This window comes from Aquirufa antheringensis, assembly GCF_023921165.1.
Lineage (GTDB): Bacteria > Bacteroidota > Bacteroidia > Cytophagales > Spirosomataceae > Aquirufa > Aquirufa antheringensis.
The window spans coordinates 1342982-1356538 of sequence record NZ_CP049835.1; the positions used below are offsets into that span (position 1 = coordinate 1342982).

23 protein-coding genes are annotated in these 13557 nt (G+C 40.7%); 22 read left to right on the plus strand and 1 reads right to left on the minus strand.

What is annotated here, in order from left to right:
* Positions 1 to 89 precede the first annotated feature (89 nt).
* On the minus strand, positions 90 to 1172 hold the full coding sequence (fbaA, locus tag G9X63_RS06080; RefSeq protein ID WP_130922598.1) for a class II fructose-bisphosphate aldolase: 1083 nt from the start codon (positions 1170 to 1172) through the stop codon (positions 90 to 92).
* A gap of 782 nt (positions 1173 to 1954) precedes the next feature.
* Here fbaA and rplC point away from each other — a divergent pair.
* From rplC to map, 22 genes are all read left to right on the plus strand, one after another.
* Positions 1955 to 2572 (plus strand): 50S ribosomal protein L3, encoded by a 618-nt coding sequence (gene rplC, locus G9X63_RS06085; RefSeq protein ID WP_130895446.1) that lies wholly within the window; start codon positions 1955 to 1957, stop codon positions 2570 to 2572.
* A gap of 37 nt (positions 2573 to 2609) precedes the next feature.
* Entirely contained in the window at positions 2610 to 3239 is a 630-nt protein-coding gene (gene rplD, locus G9X63_RS06090; protein WP_130895445.1) for a 50S ribosomal protein L4, read from the plus strand.
* Positions 3240 to 3275: 36 nt separating this feature from the next.
* On the plus strand, positions 3276 to 3563 hold the full coding sequence (gene rplW / locus G9X63_RS06095) for a 50S ribosomal protein L23 (RefSeq protein WP_130895444.1): 288 nt from the start codon (positions 3276 to 3278) through the stop codon (positions 3561 to 3563).
* A gap of 45 nt (positions 3564 to 3608) precedes the next feature.
* Positions 3609 to 4436, plus strand: coding sequence for a 50S ribosomal protein L2 (gene rplB, locus G9X63_RS06100; RefSeq protein WP_130895443.1), 828 nt, complete (start codon positions 3609 to 3611; stop codon positions 4434 to 4436).
* Positions 4437 to 4440: 4 nt separating this feature from the next.
* Positions 4441 to 4719: a 30S ribosomal protein S19 gene (gene rpsS, locus G9X63_RS06105; protein WP_130895442.1), complete on the plus strand. Its 279-nt coding sequence runs from the start codon at positions 4441 to 4443 to the stop codon at positions 4717 to 4719.
* A 35-nt stretch (positions 4720 to 4754) separates the two neighbouring features.
* Positions 4755 to 5129, plus strand: coding sequence for a 50S ribosomal protein L22 (gene rplV, locus G9X63_RS06110; RefSeq protein WP_130895441.1), 375 nt, complete (start codon positions 4755 to 4757; stop codon positions 5127 to 5129).
* Between the two features lie 23 nt (positions 5130 to 5152).
* Positions 5153 to 5971: a 30S ribosomal protein S3 gene (gene rpsC, locus G9X63_RS06115; RefSeq protein ID WP_130895440.1), complete on the plus strand. Its 819-nt coding sequence runs from the start codon at positions 5153 to 5155 to the stop codon at positions 5969 to 5971.
* A 35-nt stretch (positions 5972 to 6006) separates the two neighbouring features.
* Positions 6007 to 6426, plus strand: coding sequence for a 50S ribosomal protein L16 (gene rplP, locus G9X63_RS06120; RefSeq protein ID WP_130895439.1), 420 nt, complete (start codon positions 6007 to 6009; stop codon positions 6424 to 6426).
* A gap of 41 nt (positions 6427 to 6467) precedes the next feature.
* Complete coding sequence (rpmC, locus tag G9X63_RS06125) at positions 6468 to 6659, plus strand: 50S ribosomal protein L29 (protein ID WP_130895438.1); 192 nt, start codon at positions 6468 to 6470, stop codon at positions 6657 to 6659.
* A 67-nt stretch (positions 6660 to 6726) separates the two neighbouring features.
* A complete protein-coding gene (rpsQ, locus tag G9X63_RS06130; RefSeq protein WP_130895437.1) occupies positions 6727 to 6984 on the plus strand; it encodes a 30S ribosomal protein S17 in 258 nt (85 codons plus the stop codon).
* A 45-nt stretch (positions 6985 to 7029) separates the two neighbouring features.
* The gene (gene rplN, locus G9X63_RS06135; protein ID WP_130895436.1) at positions 7030 to 7398 is read left to right on the plus strand and encodes a 50S ribosomal protein L14; all 369 of its coding nucleotides are present in this window, start codon (positions 7030 to 7032) and stop codon (positions 7396 to 7398) included.
* A gap of 41 nt (positions 7399 to 7439) precedes the next feature.
* A complete protein-coding gene (gene rplX, locus G9X63_RS06140) occupies positions 7440 to 7775 on the plus strand; it encodes a 50S ribosomal protein L24 (protein WP_130895435.1) in 336 nt (111 codons plus the stop codon).
* A 43-nt stretch (positions 7776 to 7818) separates the two neighbouring features.
* Positions 7819 to 8373 carry a 50S ribosomal protein L5 gene (gene rplE / locus G9X63_RS06145; protein ID WP_130895434.1) on the plus strand — a complete coding sequence of 185 codons (555 nt, stop codon included), beginning with the start codon at positions 7819 to 7821 and terminating at the stop codon, positions 8371 to 8373.
* Positions 8374 to 8416: 43 nt separating this feature from the next.
* Complete coding sequence (gene rpsN / locus G9X63_RS06150) at positions 8417 to 8686, plus strand: 30S ribosomal protein S14 (protein ID WP_130895433.1); 270 nt, start codon at positions 8417 to 8419, stop codon at positions 8684 to 8686.
* 76 nt (positions 8687 to 8762) lie between these two features.
* Positions 8763 to 9158, plus strand: coding sequence for a 30S ribosomal protein S8 (gene rpsH, locus G9X63_RS06155; RefSeq protein WP_130895432.1), 396 nt, complete (start codon positions 8763 to 8765; stop codon positions 9156 to 9158).
* Between the two features lie 58 nt (positions 9159 to 9216).
* Positions 9217 to 9774: a 50S ribosomal protein L6 gene (gene rplF, locus G9X63_RS06160; protein WP_130895431.1), complete on the plus strand. Its 558-nt coding sequence runs from the start codon at positions 9217 to 9219 to the stop codon at positions 9772 to 9774.
* Positions 9775 to 9816: 42 nt separating this feature from the next.
* The gene (rplR, locus tag G9X63_RS06165) at positions 9817 to 10164 is read left to right on the plus strand and encodes a 50S ribosomal protein L18 (RefSeq protein ID WP_252621925.1); all 348 of its coding nucleotides are present in this window, start codon (positions 9817 to 9819) and stop codon (positions 10162 to 10164) included.
* 9 nt (positions 10165 to 10173) lie between these two features.
* The gene (gene rpsE / locus G9X63_RS06170; RefSeq protein ID WP_130895429.1) at positions 10174 to 10692 is read left to right on the plus strand and encodes a 30S ribosomal protein S5; all 519 of its coding nucleotides are present in this window, start codon (positions 10174 to 10176) and stop codon (positions 10690 to 10692) included.
* A 34-nt stretch (positions 10693 to 10726) separates the two neighbouring features.
* A complete protein-coding gene (gene rpmD / locus G9X63_RS06175) occupies positions 10727 to 10906 on the plus strand; it encodes a 50S ribosomal protein L30 (protein ID WP_236633164.1) in 180 nt (59 codons plus the stop codon).
* A gap of 46 nt (positions 10907 to 10952) precedes the next feature.
* Positions 10953 to 11399 carry a 50S ribosomal protein L15 gene (gene rplO / locus G9X63_RS06180; protein ID WP_252621927.1) on the plus strand — a complete coding sequence of 149 codons (447 nt, stop codon included), beginning with the start codon at positions 10953 to 10955 and terminating at the stop codon, positions 11397 to 11399.
* 17 nt (positions 11400 to 11416) lie between these two features.
* Entirely contained in the window at positions 11417 to 12739 is a 1323-nt protein-coding gene (gene secY / locus G9X63_RS06185; protein ID WP_130895426.1) for a preprotein translocase subunit SecY, read from the plus strand.
* A 1-nt stretch (position 12740) separates the two neighbouring features.
* On the plus strand, positions 12741 to 13547 hold the full coding sequence (gene map / locus G9X63_RS06190) for a type I methionyl aminopeptidase (protein WP_252621929.1): 807 nt from the start codon (positions 12741 to 12743) through the stop codon (positions 13545 to 13547).
* The last annotated feature ends 10 nt before the right edge of the window (positions 13548 to 13557 follow it).

Below are 13557 nucleotides of genomic sequence, written 5' to 3' on the forward strand. Positions count from 1 at the left end.
AAAAGCCGGAACATTGTTCCGGCTTTTACTGATTACTGTCTACTGATTACTGTCTACTGGATACTGACTACTGAGTAGTCGCTCCGCGACTATAGATATTGATTCGCATTCGTAGCGTTCAAGTCTTCGAAAGCTGTTTTTAAACGAGCTACCAAAGTCTCTTCGCCCTTACGTAACCAAACACGTGGGTCATAGTATTTCTTATTCGGAGAATCCTCGCCAGTTGGGTTACCGATTTGGCCTTGTAAATAAGCCTCATTTGCTTTGTAGAATCCTAAGATACCTTCCCAGAACGCCCATTGCGTATCTGTATCGATATTCATTTTGATAGCACCATAAGATAATGCCTCACGGATTTCCTCACGAGATGAACCAGAACCACCGTGGAATACGAAGTTGATTGGTTTCTCAGCTGTTAAGCTATATTTCTCTTTGATGAATTCTTGTGAGTTCTTCAAAATCACTGGTTGCAACTTCACGTTACCCGGCTTGTAAACTCCGTGTACGTTACCGAATGCCGCAGCGATCGTGAAACGGTGAGAGATTTTGGACAATACTTCATAAGCATAAGCCACCTCTTCCGGTTGTGTATATAATTTAGATGAATCTACATCAGAGTTATCCACGCCATCTTCTTCACCACCAGTAACACCTAATTCGATTTCTAAGGTCATGCCCATTTTAGACATACGCTCTAAATATTTAGCGCAGATTTCTAAGTTTTCTTCCAAAGGCTCCTCAGACAAATCAATCATATGAGAAGAGAACAAAGGTTGTCCCGTCTCAGCGAAGAATTTCTCACCCGCATCTAATAAACCGTCGATCCAAGGCAATAATTTTTTCGCGCAGTGGTCTGTGTGTAAAACTACTTGAACACCGTATGCTTTCGCCATTTGGTGAACGTGGTAAGCGCCAGAAATCGAACCAGCGATTGCCGCTGCTTGATTCTCGTTAGAAAGCGTCTTTCCAGCGTAGAAAATACCACCACCGTTAGAGAATTGGATGATTACCGGAGAATTCACCGCTTTCGCTGCTTCTAATACTGCATTTACAGTATCTGTACCTGTTACGTTAACCGCTGGTAAAGCGAATTGATTTTTCTTAGCGATTTCAAATAACTCTTGAACCGCATCTCCGTGCAACACTCCTGTTTGATTGGATAAACTTGACATAATGCTTTTTTTTCTTGGGAAATAAATAAAAACTGCCTGATTTTCAGCAACTAAAGCTCAAAAATACAAACAATTATTGATTTTTCGAGGGGGAATATGAGAAAAATCCAATTTTGGGGCCTGGCGGCAGTAGTCAGTATCCAGTAGTCAGTAATCAGTAGTCAGTATCCAGTAGTCATTAATCAGTGGAAAGCCCGGAGGGTCCATTAACCATTTACAATTCATCATTTACCATCACTACTCTTTACTCACTTATCTCTACCCTAATTAACAAGCATCCACGATTCACTTTAGTATGTCGTCTACTGATTACTGACTACTGGATACTGACTACTGGATACTGACTACTAATTGCTTGATTCTCAAAATATTTTTACCCACCCCCTTGTTTGTATTATTTTTTTTCCTACCTTTGCACTCCCGTTCGACAAACGCAGTTTTTTATTCAGAGAGAGGTTGGCAGAACTTCCCGAATTTATTTAAAACACATAAAATGCATGTCAAACAGGTCTTAAATCGAGGAAAGCTTGATTTTTGTGTTAGAACTGGTATTGATTGATGACCGTTGAATGCCCAGCCCATTAATTAAATATTAAGCTACACAAGGTGTTTTTTCACTGTTATCCACAGTGAACCCATCTTGTCGCCTTATACCAATTCTGCTTTTTTTTATTGTTTAGATTCCTATATCACGTTCAGTTGAACGATGATTTTGAATAAAAGTCTTACAACAAGCCACGATAGCCTTGTAAGCATATTTATATTTTAAATATTAACATATTATGTCAGGAATTATTGGTAAAAAAGTCGGAATGACTAGCCTATACATGGAAGACGGTAAAGCTGTTCCATGTACGCTAATTGAAGCCGGTCCTTGTGTGGTTACACAAGTGAAAACTGTAGAGAAAGAAGGCTATAACGCTGTTCAAATCGGCTACGGTGAGAAAAAAGAAAAGCACACAACAAAATCTTTGTTGGGTCACTTCAAAAAAGCAAATACAACTCCCAAGAAGAAATTGGTAGAATTTCGCACGTTTGAGCAACCTCTTGCATTAGGGGATGTTTTAACTGTTGAGATGTTAGAGCTAGACACTTACGTTGACGTAGTGGGTACTTCTAAAGGTAAAGGTTTCCAGGGTGTTGTTAAGCGTCACGGATTTGCCGGTGTGGGTGGTCAAACTCACGGTCAGCATAACCGCGGTCGTCACCCGGGTTCAATTGGTGCGTGTTCATTCCCATCTCGTGTATTTAAAGGCTTACGCATGGCGGGTCGTACAGGTGGTAATCGTGTAAAGGTTCAAAACTTACAAGTTTTGAGAATCTATCCAGAGAAAAACTTATTAGTAGTTTCTGGATCAGTACCTGGAGCTAAGAACTCATACGTAATCATTGAAAATTAAAAATTGGGCCTAGCCTAAACAATAGACATTCTGAAACATGGAATTATCAGTATATAACATAGCAGGAAAAGATACCGGAAAGAAAATTACTCTTTCTGACGAAATCTTTGGTATCGTTCCTAACGAGCATGTGGTTTACTTAGATGTGAAGCAATATTTAGCTAACCAACGTCAAGGAACACACAAAGCGAAAGAGCGTGCAGAAGTTTCTCGCTCGACTCGCAAGATTAAGAAACAAAAAGGTACGGGTGGTGCGCGTGCAGGTTCAATGAAATCTCCTTTGATGAAAGGTGGTGGACGTATCTTCGGACCACGCCCACGTGATTACCACTTCAAGTTGAACAAGAAAGTGAAAGCATTGGCTCGCCAATCAGCTTTAGCTGCTAAGGCTCAAAGTGGAGATATCGCGATCTTGGATTCAGTTTCTTTCGCAACACCACAAACGAAAGCGTATTTAGCGATGTTAAAGGCGCTTCAATTAGATAACACAAAGACATTATTGATCACTCCAGAAGTAGACAAGAATGTTGTATTATCTGGTCGTAACGTTCCTAAGACTAAGGTAACAACCGCAGGAGATGTGAACACATACGATTTAGTGAACGCAGGTAAGTTGTTAATCACGACTGCAGCGATTGAAAAAATTGAGTCATCATTCAGTAACTAATTGACAGAAGTTTTTCTGTTATAAACGAAAATAAAAATGGGCATTATTAAACGTCCGGCCTTGACTGAAAAGTCGCAAGCCATGCAAGAGAAAGGCCAATACACGTTTGTTGTTGAGTTGACAGCAAATAAGATTGAGATTGCCAAAGAGGTGAAGAAGATGTACGGTGTTGATGTTCAAGATGTGAAAACAATGCGTCAGATTGGAAAAGTAAAATCCAAGTCTACACGTACGAAAGTCACTTCTGGACGTACTTCTACGATCAAGAAAGCAATTGTAACAGTAGCTCCAGGTGAAGTAATTGACTTCTACCAAGGAATCTAATTAAAAAAACTAAGGGGGTTCATCCCGATAAATTGAACTAATTAAATGGCAGCAATTAAAAAAATTAAACCAACAACTCCAGGACAACGTCACCGCATCGCGCCGACGTTCGAGGAGATTACTACGGACAAACCGTACAAGCCTTTACTAGAGCCGATCAAAAGAACGGGTGGTAGAAATGCAGATGGTCGTCGCTCGATGCGTTATATCGGTGGTGGTCACAAGCGTCGTTACCGTGTGATTGATTTCACTCGTGCTAAAATGGACGTTCCTGCAACGGTATTAACAGTAGAATACGATCCAAACCGTACTTCTCGTATCGCTCTTATTGAGTATACAGACGGTCAAAAATCATATATCTTGGCACCAGCTGGTATCCAGGTAGGCCAAACAGTTATCTCAGGAGAGAAAGTAGCTCCAGAGGTGGGAAATACATTGCCTTTGGCAAACATCCCATTAGGTACATTAGTGCACGCAATCGAATTACAACCTGGTAAAGGAGCTGAAATGGCTCGTTCTGCTGGAACTTACGCTCAATTGTTAGCACGTGATGGAAAATATGCAACCTTGAAATTGCCTTCAGGTGAGATGCGTATGGTACTTGCTCGTTGTCTTGCGACAATCGGTACAGTATCTAACTCGGATCACATGAACGTGAACTTAGGTAAAGCAGGACGTCACCGTTGGTTAGGTCGTCGTCCACGTGTTCGTGGTGTTGTAATGAACCCAGTCGATCACCCAATGGGTGGTGGTGAGGGTCGCTCTTCAGGAGGTCACCCACGTTCTCGTAACGGTTTATTGGCAAAGGGTAAGAAAACTCGTAATCCAAAGAAAAACACAAATCGTCTTATCATCAGTAGAAGAAAAAAATAGTTAGATGGCACGTTCACTAAAAAAAGGTCCTTACATTGATTACCGCCTTGACAACAAGGTTCAGGCTATGAACGAATCCGGAAAGAAATCCGTGATTAAAACATGGTCTAGACGTTCAATGATCTCTCCAGATTTCGTAGGTCACACATTCGCAGTTCACAACGGGAATAAATTTATCCCTGTATTTGCAACAGAGAATATGGTTGGTCACAAATTAGGTGAGTTCTCTCCCACACGTAACTTCCGTGGTCACGTGGCGAAAAAAGACAAAGGTAAAAGGTAATTAGATAGACTCTCGGGTCTTAATCAATATTGAAAATGGAAGCAATTGCTAAATTAAGAAATGTTCCTACGTCGCCGCAGAAAATGCGTATTGTCGCAGACATGGTACGTGGACAGAAAGTATCCAAAGCGTTGGGTATCTTAAAATTTGAGCCCAAAGTTGGTGCTAAATCGATAGAGAAATTATTACTCTCTGCGGTTTCTAACTGGCAAAACAAGCATGTCGATGCTAAAATTGAGGAAGCTGACTTGTTTATCAAGACGATCTTCGTAGATGGAGGTGCTTCGATTAAGCGTTTACGCCCTGCTCCGCAAGGAAGAGGTCACCGCATCTTGAAGCGTTCAAATCACATCACTATTGTAGTGGCTTCTTCTGAGGCTCCCGCTTTAGTAACCAGTTCAGCAGAATAATAGACTATTAGATAAAACAAGAAATGGGACAAAAAATTAACCCTATTGGATTAAGATTAGGTATCGTGAGAGGTTGGGATTCTAATTGGTACGGAGGTAAAACTTTCGCTGATAAGCTTGTCGAAGACGAGAAAATCAGAAAGTACGTAGCCGCTCGTATTCCAAAAGGATCTATCTCAAAAGTTATTATTGAGCGTACCTTAAAGCGCATCACTTTGACGATCAACACAGCTCGTGCTGGTGTGGTTATCGGTAAGCAAGGTGCTGAGGTAGATAAAGTAAAAGAAGAGTTAAAGAAAATCACTGGTAAAGATGTTCAGATCAACATCTTTGAGATTAAGCGTCCAGAAATCGATGCGAAATTAATCGGTGAAGCAATCGCTCAACAATTACAAGCTCGTATTTCATTCCGTCGTGCGATGAAGCAAGCAATCGCGTCAGCGATGCGTGTAGGTGCACAAGGAATTAAATTAAAATTATCAGGTCGTTTAGGTGGTGCTGAAATGGCACGTTCTGAAGGATACAAAGAAGGACGTATTCCTCTTCACACACTTCGTGCTGACGTAGATTACGCTATCTCTGAAGCTTTAACTGTTTACGGAAAGATCGGTATCAAGGTATGGGTGTTCCGTGGAGAGGTTTTCGGTAAGCCTGATTTATCTCCTAATGCAAACATGGGATTACAATCAACTGCAGCGGATTCTCGCGGTGGTGATCGTGGACCTCGTGGACGTGGTGATGACCGTGGTCGTGGCCGTCGTCCAGAAGGAGCAGATCAAGGTGGAGACCGTAACAAACCAGGTGCTGGCGGTGCGAACCGTGGCCGTGGTGGAAAGCGATAAAATATATTTGAATTAGATATTAGACTTATAAGAAAATGTTACAACCAAAAAGAACGAAATTTCGTAAGCAACAAAAAGGTCGCGTAAGAGGTGTTGCAACCCGTGGCCACGAGATTGATTTTGGATCATTCGCTATTAAATCTTTAGAGCCAGGTCGTATCACCGCTCGTCAAATTGAAGCAGCTCGTATCTCGGTAACCCGTGCTATGAAACGTGAAGGACAAGTTTGGATCCGTGTTTTCCCTGACAAACCTATCACTAAGAAGCCTGCAGAGGTTCGTATGGGTAAGGGTAAAGGTGCTCCTGAGTATTGGGTAGCTAATGTTCGCCCAGGAACTATCTTGTTTGAATCGTCAGGTGTACCTTTGGCGGTTGCTCAAGAGGCTTTACGTTTAGCAGCACAAAAGTTGCCAATGCGTACGAAGTTTGTTGTTCGTAGAGATTATTCAGAATAGGATATTAAACCCACAGTTTAATACATCCAAATAACATTGTTATGAAAAACGCAGAAATACAAAAATTAGGAGTTGAAGAATTAAAGAAGCAGATCGCTGCTGAGCAAGAGAATATCTCTCGTTTGAAATTAGCTCACGCTATTTCACCGATTGAAAATCCGATGCGTATTCGTCAAAACCGCAAATTGATCGCGAAATTAGAAACTGCTCTAAGCGCGGCAACAAAAGCATAAGTATTAATTTTAATAGGCTGATTCAACTACGCTATCGGCCAATTGTTTAACAAGTAATCCAACAACCATGGAAGAAAGAAACCTGAGAAAAGTAAGAATTGGGAAAGTGGTGAGTAACAAGATGGATAAGTCTATCACCATCACCGTTGACCGTAAGGTTAAGCACCCATTGTACGGAAAGTTCGTACAGAAAACAACAAAATTGATGGCACACGATGAGAACAACGAGTGCGGAATCGGTGACACAGTGAAAGTAATGGAGACACGTCCTCTTTCTAAAAACAAGTGTTGGAGATTATTAGAAGTAATCGCAAAAGCGAAATAATTCTAAGATTGTTATTCAAAATTTAAAATTTAAAGATCAAATATAATGTTACAGCAAGAATCAAGATTGGGTGTAGCGGATAATTCTGGAGCAAAAGAAGTTTTAGTCATTCGCGTATTAGGCGGTACTGGCAAAAGATACGCTTCTATTGGAGATAAGATTGTCGTTTCTGTGAAGTCTGCTCTTTCTTCTTCTAGTATGAAGAAAGGAACCGTTTCAAGAGCAGTAGTTGTTCGTGTGAAGAAAGAAATTCGTCGTAAAGATGGTTCTTACATTCGTTTCGAAGATAACGCAGCCGTTTTATTAAACGCAAATGATGAGCCGAAAGGAACTCGTATTTTCGGGCCAGTTGCGCGTGAATTGCGTGATGCAGGATTCATGAAAATTGTTTCCCTAGCCCCTGAAGTTTTATAATTAGATGAGATATTGGGTGTACCCAATTTAATAATCATACAATGGAAAAAAATACAAGTAAACCAGCAAAATTGCACGTTAAAAAAGGAGATACTGTTCAAGTGATCGCAGGTAACGCGAAAGGCAAGACAGGAGTTATCACACAAGTGATTGTTGAAAAATCTCGTGCAATCGTAGAAGGAGCTAACTTGCAAACGAAGCACGTTAAGCCATCTGCAGCTAATCCTCAAGGAGGAATCGAAAAGCGTGAAGGTTCAATCCACATCTCTAACTTAATGGTAGTAGAAAATGGAAAGCCTGTACGTACAGGTCGTAAATTGAACGAGAAAGGTAAATTACAACGCTATTCTAAAGCGACTGGTAAATTTATCGCATAATTAGAACTTAACCGTGGGTCGGAAATCCACAAAATATACTACAATGGCAGTACCTAGATTAAAAGAACGTTTTGTTAAGGAGGTTGTACCAAGCTTAAAAGAAAAGTTTCAGTACAAGTCTATCATGCAAGTGCCTAAGATTACTAAAATCGTAATCAACAAGGGTGTAGGAGCCGCAGTGTCGGACAAAAAATTAATCGATATCGCAATCGAAGAAATCACACAAATCGCTGGTCAAAAGGCGGTAGCTACGATCTCAAAGAAAGCTATTTCGAACTTTAAGTTACGTGAAGATATGCCTATCGGTGTGAAAGTAACGTTACGTGGAGATAAGATGTACGAATTCTTAGATCGTTTAACTACAGTTTCTTTAGCACGTGTTCGTGACTTTAAAGGAATCTCTGAAAAAGGATTTGATGGTCGTGGAAACTATACCTTAGGGGTGAAAGAGCAAATTATCTTCCCTGAGATTTCAATCGATAAAGTAAGCAAGATCTCTGGTATGGACATCACGTTTGTGACGACTGCTGGAACAGATGAAGAAGCTTATGCTTTATTAGCAGCGGTTGGAATGCCTTTTGCAAATCAAAAAAAATAAATAGCCCTTTAGGCTTTCATAAAAACCTTTAAATTTTTACAAAATGGCTAAAGAGTCAGTAAAAGCAAGAGAAAGAAAACGCGAAGCAGCAGTTGCAAAATATGCAGTGAAGCGCGCAGCTTTAAAAGCAGCTGGAGATTACGTTGGATTGGATAAACTTCCAAAAAATGCATCTCCTGTACGTTTACACAACCGTTGTAAATTAACAGGACGTCCTCGTGGATATATGCGTAAGTTCGGTATTAGCCGTGTTACGTTCCGTGAAATGGCATCCAATGGTTTGATTCCAGGTGTAACTAAATCAAGCTGGTAATATTATTTGATTAATTAAATTCATTTTTGTAATTTTGCAGGCCCATTTTAAAAGACCTGCGGCAAATTTAAAAACAATGACAGATCCAATAGCAGATTATTTAACCCGATTGAGAAATGCCTTGAAGGCACGCCATAGGGTAGTTGAAATTCCTGCTTCCAACATTAAAAAGGAAATTACGAAAGTACTTTTTGATAAAGGATACATTTCAAACTATAAATTCGATGATTCATCCGTACAGGGAACCATCAAAATTGCGTTGAAATACAACTCAGTTACGAAGCAACCTGCTATCGTTAACTTGACTCGTATCTCTAAGCCAGGTCTTCGTAAATACAATGGTGCTGAAGAGTTACCACGCGTATTAAACGGATTAGGTATCGCTATCTTGTCTACTTCTAAGGGAGTAATCACAGATAAAGAGGCTCGTACTTTACACGTAGGTGGAGAAGTACTTTGTTACGTATATTAATAATTGTTTCACGCTGAAAGGGGAGCGATCTCGAAATTTAAGCTATAATTAAAGTCTAATGTCAAGAATTGGAAAGAAAATTATCACCATCCCTGCAGGAGTAACTGTAGACGTAAGTGCTGGTAATTTAGTGACAGTAAAAGGTCCTAAAGGAACTTTGTCGCAACAAGTTGATCAAGATATGATCATTACTATCGAAGAGGGTGTTTTAACTGTGGCACGTCCTACAGAACAAAAACGTCACAAAGCGATGCACGGTTTATATCGTTCATTGATCAATAACATGGTCGTGGGTGTGAGTGAAGGTTACCAAAAAGTGTTGGAAATCATCGGGGTAGGTTACAAGGCCGCAAATCAAGGAAATATTTTAGAATTAAGCTTGGGTTACTCTCACGCGATTTTCATGGCGATTCCTACAGAAGTATCTATTGTGACTGCAATGGAGAAAGGTAAGAATCCAATGGTTACATTGAATTCGATCGATAAGCAATTAATTGGTCAAGTAGCTGCGAAGATCAAGTCGTTACGTCCAGTTGAACCTTACAAAGGTAAAGGTGTTCGTTTCCAAGGAGAGCAAGTACGTCGCAAAGCTGGTAAAGCGGGCGGTAAAAAATAAATTATAAGCGTGGGCCGGAAATCCACACAAACAAGTTAACAAATGGCAACAACCAAAAATTTACGCAGAACCCGCATTAAACGTGCGATTCGTGCTAAGATCGCAGGAACAGCGGAGCGTCCGCGTTTAACTGTATATCGTTCTAATTCTGCATTGTATGCACAATTAGTAGATGATTTAGCTGGTAAGACTTTATTCTCAGCTACATCTTATACAAAAGATAAAGTGAACAACAACATGGAAGCTGCTAAGACAGTAGGTTTAGCGATCGCTGCAAAAGCGAAAGCAGCTGGAATCGAGAAAGTAGTTTTTGACCGTAACGGTTATTTGTATCACGGAAGAATTAAATCATTAGCTGAAGGTGCTCGCGAGGGTGGCTTACAATTTTAAGAAATAGATATGTCGCATTTACAAGCAAAACCAATAAAGGTTAACGAAGGTGAGTTGAAGGAGAAAGTAGTAGCCATCAACCGTGTTGCAAAAGTAGTGAAGGGTGGTCGTCGTTTTAGTTTCTCAGCAATCGTTGTCGTAGGTGACGGTGCTGGTATCGTAGGATACGGTTTAGGAAAAGCAAACGAGGTAACTGACGCTATCACTAAAGGTATCGAAGACGCTAAGAAAAACTTATTCCAAATTCCTTTGTTGAAGAACACGGTTCCTCACGAGCAATTAGGTAAATTCTCAGGTGGTTTCGTTTTAATTAAGCCAGCTGCTCCAGGTACAGGATTGATCGCCGGTGGTGCGATGCGTGCTGTGTTAGAATCAGTAGGTGTTCATGATGTCTTAGCTAAGTCTAAAGGTTCATCTAACCCACACAACGTAGTGAAGGCAACCATCGATGCATTAGTGAAGATGAGAGCTCCACACTCAGTAGCTTTCCAACGTGGAATTTCAGTTGCTAAAGTATTTAATGGATAATCAGAGCGCGCAAGCCTCTCTAATAGAACATACAATGTCTAAAGTTAAAATTACTCAAGTTAAAAGTGCAATTAAGCGCCCTGAAGTACAAAAACGTACGATCACAGCTTTAGGATTAGGTAAAATCCGTAAGAGTGTTGAGGTAGAATTGAATCCAGCGATTGCAGGTATGATTCGTGCCGTAAACCACTTAATTGTCGTTGAAAATATTTAATTAACATGCGAGTTGCTGGCAACAGCAGCGCTAAGCCCCCAATAGAATGAAATTATCATCATTGAAGCCGGCAGATGGTTCGGTAAAAGTTAGAAAAAGAGTAGGTCGTGGTCAAGGTTCTGGTTTAGGTGGAACTTCTGCTCGTGGTCACAAAGGTGCTCAATCACGTTCAGGTTATTCTCGTAAGAGAGGTTTTGAAGGTGGTCAGATGCCATTACAACGTCGTGTTCCTAAGTTTGGTTTTAAAAACCACAACCGTGTTGAATACAAAGCAATCAACTTAGATACTTTGCAAGCATTAGCTGACTCAATTGGAACTAAGGTGATCACGTTTGAGACACTTTATACGAATGGTTTAGTATCTAAGTCTGACTTAGTGAAAATCTTATCTCGTGGATCTGTAACCTCTGCTTTGGAAGTTACCGTGAAAGGTTTCTCAGGTGCTGCTAAAACTGCGATTGAAGCAGCTGGCGGTAAAGCAATTGTTGGTTAATCCTCTATTCTAATCGAATGAACAAGTTAATAACAACTTTCAAGCATATTTTCTCAATCGAGGAGTTAAGAAGTCGTATCATAAATACGCTTCTTTTCATTGCATTCTTCCGTTTAGGTTCTTATGTTGCTTTGCCAGGTGTAGATGCGACTAAGTTAACTCAAGCAGGAGAGGGTGGTCTTTTCGGTTTATTAAATATCTTTTCAGGCGGTGCTTTAAGTAATGCTTCAGTATTTGCTCTAGGTATCATGCCTTACATCTCTGCTTCGATTGCGATTCAGTTATTGACCATTGCCCTTCCGTATTTCCAAAAAATGCAGAAAGACGGTGAGTCAGGTCGTAAGAAGTTAAACCAAATCACGCGTATCTTAACGATTTTCGTAACAGCTGCTCAAGCGTTTACTTATTTACAAGTAACGATCCCAACTGAGGCGATTATGGTGGATCCTTGGTTCTTCCGTTTATATGGCGTGGCTATCTTAATCGGTGGTACCATGTTGTGTATGTGGTTAGGAGAGAAGATTACAGATAAAGGCATTGGTAACGGTATCTCGATGTTGATCATGATTGGTATTGTTTCTCGTTTCCCAGCGTCTATTTTACAAGAAGCAGGTTCACGTGGAATGTCAGGTGCTTTAATGTTCATCATTGAAATTATTGCCTTGTTCTTCGTTGTGATGGGAGCGATTATGGTAACTCAAGCAGTTCGCCGTATACCAGTTCAATATGCGAAGCAAGTAGTGGGTAGCAAAGCAACTGCAGTAGGTGGAGAGCGTCAATACATTCCTTTGAAGTTAAACGCTTCAGGTGTGATGCCCATCATCTTTGCTCAAGCATTAATGTTTATCCCAGGATTAGTCGCTCAGTCGTTTGCTGAAAAGTCAGAATTTGCTTCTTCGGTTGCGTCTGCTTTCGGTGATTTCACGACATGGCAATACAACGTATTATTTGCATTCTTAATCATTGTGTTCACTTTCTTCTACACAGCGATCTCGATTAACCCGACTCAAATCTCTGATGATATGAAGCGTGGAGGTGGTTTCGTTCCAGGTGTGAAGCCAGGTGAAGAAACAGCAGGTTTTATTGCAACAATTTTAGATCGTATTACGTTACCAGGTGCTGTGATGTTATCGTTAATTGCGGTTCTTCCGGCGGTAGCTAACTTGTTTGGCGTGACGAGAGGTTTTGCTTCCTTCTTTGGAGGTACATCACTTTTAATCCTAGTAGGTGTAGTATTAGATACATTGCAACAAATTGAAAGTTATTTGTTGATGCGTAAGTACGAAGGTTTAATGCAATCAGGACGAGTGAAAGGTCGCTCTGAATTGATTAATCGTTAAGATGATTTATTTAAAGACCCCCGCAGAGTTAGCCATCATTCAACAGAATGGGGAAATCCTAGGGAAGTGTCATGCGGAAGTAGCGAAGGCGATAGTGCCGGGAGTGAGTACTTTGGCCCTAGATAAAATCGCTTACGAATTCATTAAGGATAATGCAGCGCATCCATCCTTTTTGAACTATCAAGTAGGAAGCCAGAAATATGCCTATTCTTTGTGTATTTCGGTGAATGATGTGGTAGTTCACGGTTTACCGGGAGAATTGATCCTGAAAGAGGGAGACATTATTTCGATAGATGGAGGAGTTTATAAAAATGGCTACCATGCCGATAGTGCTTATACCTATGCTATAGGGAATGTGGCTGAGGACGTAGTTCAATTGCTACAACGGACGAAAGAGTCCTTGTATTTAGGTTTGAATCAAGCCGCACCAGGCAAACGAGTAGGCGACATTGGTTTCGCCGTTCAATGCTACACGGAATCTTTTGGATACGGTGTTGTGAGAGAGCTAGTAGGTCACGGGGTAGGTAAGAAGCTTCACGAAAGCCCAGAGGTTCCTAATTATGGACGTCGCGGGGAAGGAGCTAAGTTGAAAGAAGGAATGGTCATTGCGATCGAACCGATGATTAACTTAGGAAAGCGTCAAATTGCAGTAGACAAGGATGGTTGGACTATCCGAACACAAGATCGCAAGCCGAGTGCTCACTTTGAACACACGATTGCAGTAGGGAAAGAAGGTCCCATTATTTTAACGACCTTTGCTCCCATTGAAGAAGTAATTAAAACATCAACAGTATTGTTGAATATATAAATTAATAATT

Bases quoted from the DNA above. Each gene is read 5' to 3' on its own strand.
- rplW (WP_130895444.1), top strand. From the start codon at position 3,276: ATGGGCATTATTAAACGTCCGGCCTTGACTGAAAAGTCGCAAGCCATG.
- rplE (WP_130895434.1), top strand. From the start codon at position 7,819: ATGGCAGTACCTAGATTAAAAGAACGTTTTGTTAAGGAGGTTGTACCA.
- secY (WP_130895426.1), top strand. From the start codon at position 11,417: ATGAACAAGTTAATAACAACTTTCAAGCATATTTTCTCAATCGAGGAG.
- rpsC (WP_130895440.1), top strand. From the start codon at position 5,153: ATGGGACAAAAAATTAACCCTATTGGATTAAGATTAGGTATCGTGAGA.
- rpmD (WP_236633164.1), top strand. From the start codon at position 10,727: ATGTCTAAAGTTAAAATTACTCAAGTTAAAAGTGCAATTAAGCGCCCT.
- rplP (WP_130895439.1), top strand. From the start codon at position 6,007: ATGTTACAACCAAAAAGAACGAAATTTCGTAAGCAACAAAAAGGTCGC.
- rpsS (WP_130895442.1), top strand. From the start codon at position 4,441: ATGGCACGTTCACTAAAAAAAGGTCCTTACATTGATTACCGCCTTGAC.
- rpsQ (WP_130895437.1), top strand. From the start codon at position 6,727: ATGGAAGAAAGAAACCTGAGAAAAGTAAGAATTGGGAAAGTGGTGAGT.
- rplD (WP_130895445.1), top strand. From the start codon at position 2,610: ATGGAATTATCAGTATATAACATAGCAGGAAAAGATACCGGAAAGAAA.
- rpsH (WP_130895432.1), top strand. From the start codon at position 8,763: ATGACAGATCCAATAGCAGATTATTTAACCCGATTGAGAAATGCCTTG.
- rplX (WP_130895435.1), top strand. From the start codon at position 7,440: ATGGAAAAAAATACAAGTAAACCAGCAAAATTGCACGTTAAAAAAGGA.
- rplR (WP_252621925.1), top strand. From the start codon at position 9,817: ATGGCAACAACCAAAAATTTACGCAGAACCCGCATTAAACGTGCGATT.
- rpsE (WP_130895429.1), top strand. From the start codon at position 10,174: ATGTCGCATTTACAAGCAAAACCAATAAAGGTTAACGAAGGTGAGTTG.
- rplB (WP_130895443.1), top strand. From the start codon at position 3,609: ATGGCAGCAATTAAAAAAATTAAACCAACAACTCCAGGACAACGTCAC.
- fbaA (WP_130922598.1), bottom strand. From the start codon at position 1,172: ATGTCAAGTTTATCCAATCAAACAGGAGTGTTGCACGGAGATGCGGTT.
- rplF (WP_130895431.1), top strand. From the start codon at position 9,217: ATGTCAAGAATTGGAAAGAAAATTATCACCATCCCTGCAGGAGTAACT.
- rplV (WP_130895441.1), top strand. From the start codon at position 4,755: ATGGAAGCAATTGCTAAATTAAGAAATGTTCCTACGTCGCCGCAGAAA.
- rpsN (WP_130895433.1), top strand. From the start codon at position 8,417: ATGGCTAAAGAGTCAGTAAAAGCAAGAGAAAGAAAACGCGAAGCAGCA.
- rplN (WP_130895436.1), top strand. From the start codon at position 7,030: ATGTTACAGCAAGAATCAAGATTGGGTGTAGCGGATAATTCTGGAGCA.
- rpmC (WP_130895438.1), top strand. From the start codon at position 6,468: ATGAAAAACGCAGAAATACAAAAATTAGGAGTTGAAGAATTAAAGAAG.
- rplC (WP_130895446.1), top strand. From the start codon at position 1,955: ATGTCAGGAATTATTGGTAAAAAAGTCGGAATGACTAGCCTATACATG.
- map (WP_252621929.1), top strand. From the start codon at position 12,741: ATGATTTATTTAAAGACCCCCGCAGAGTTAGCCATCATTCAACAGAAT.
- rplO (WP_252621927.1), top strand. From the start codon at position 10,953: ATGAAATTATCATCATTGAAGCCGGCAGATGGTTCGGTAAAAGTTAGA.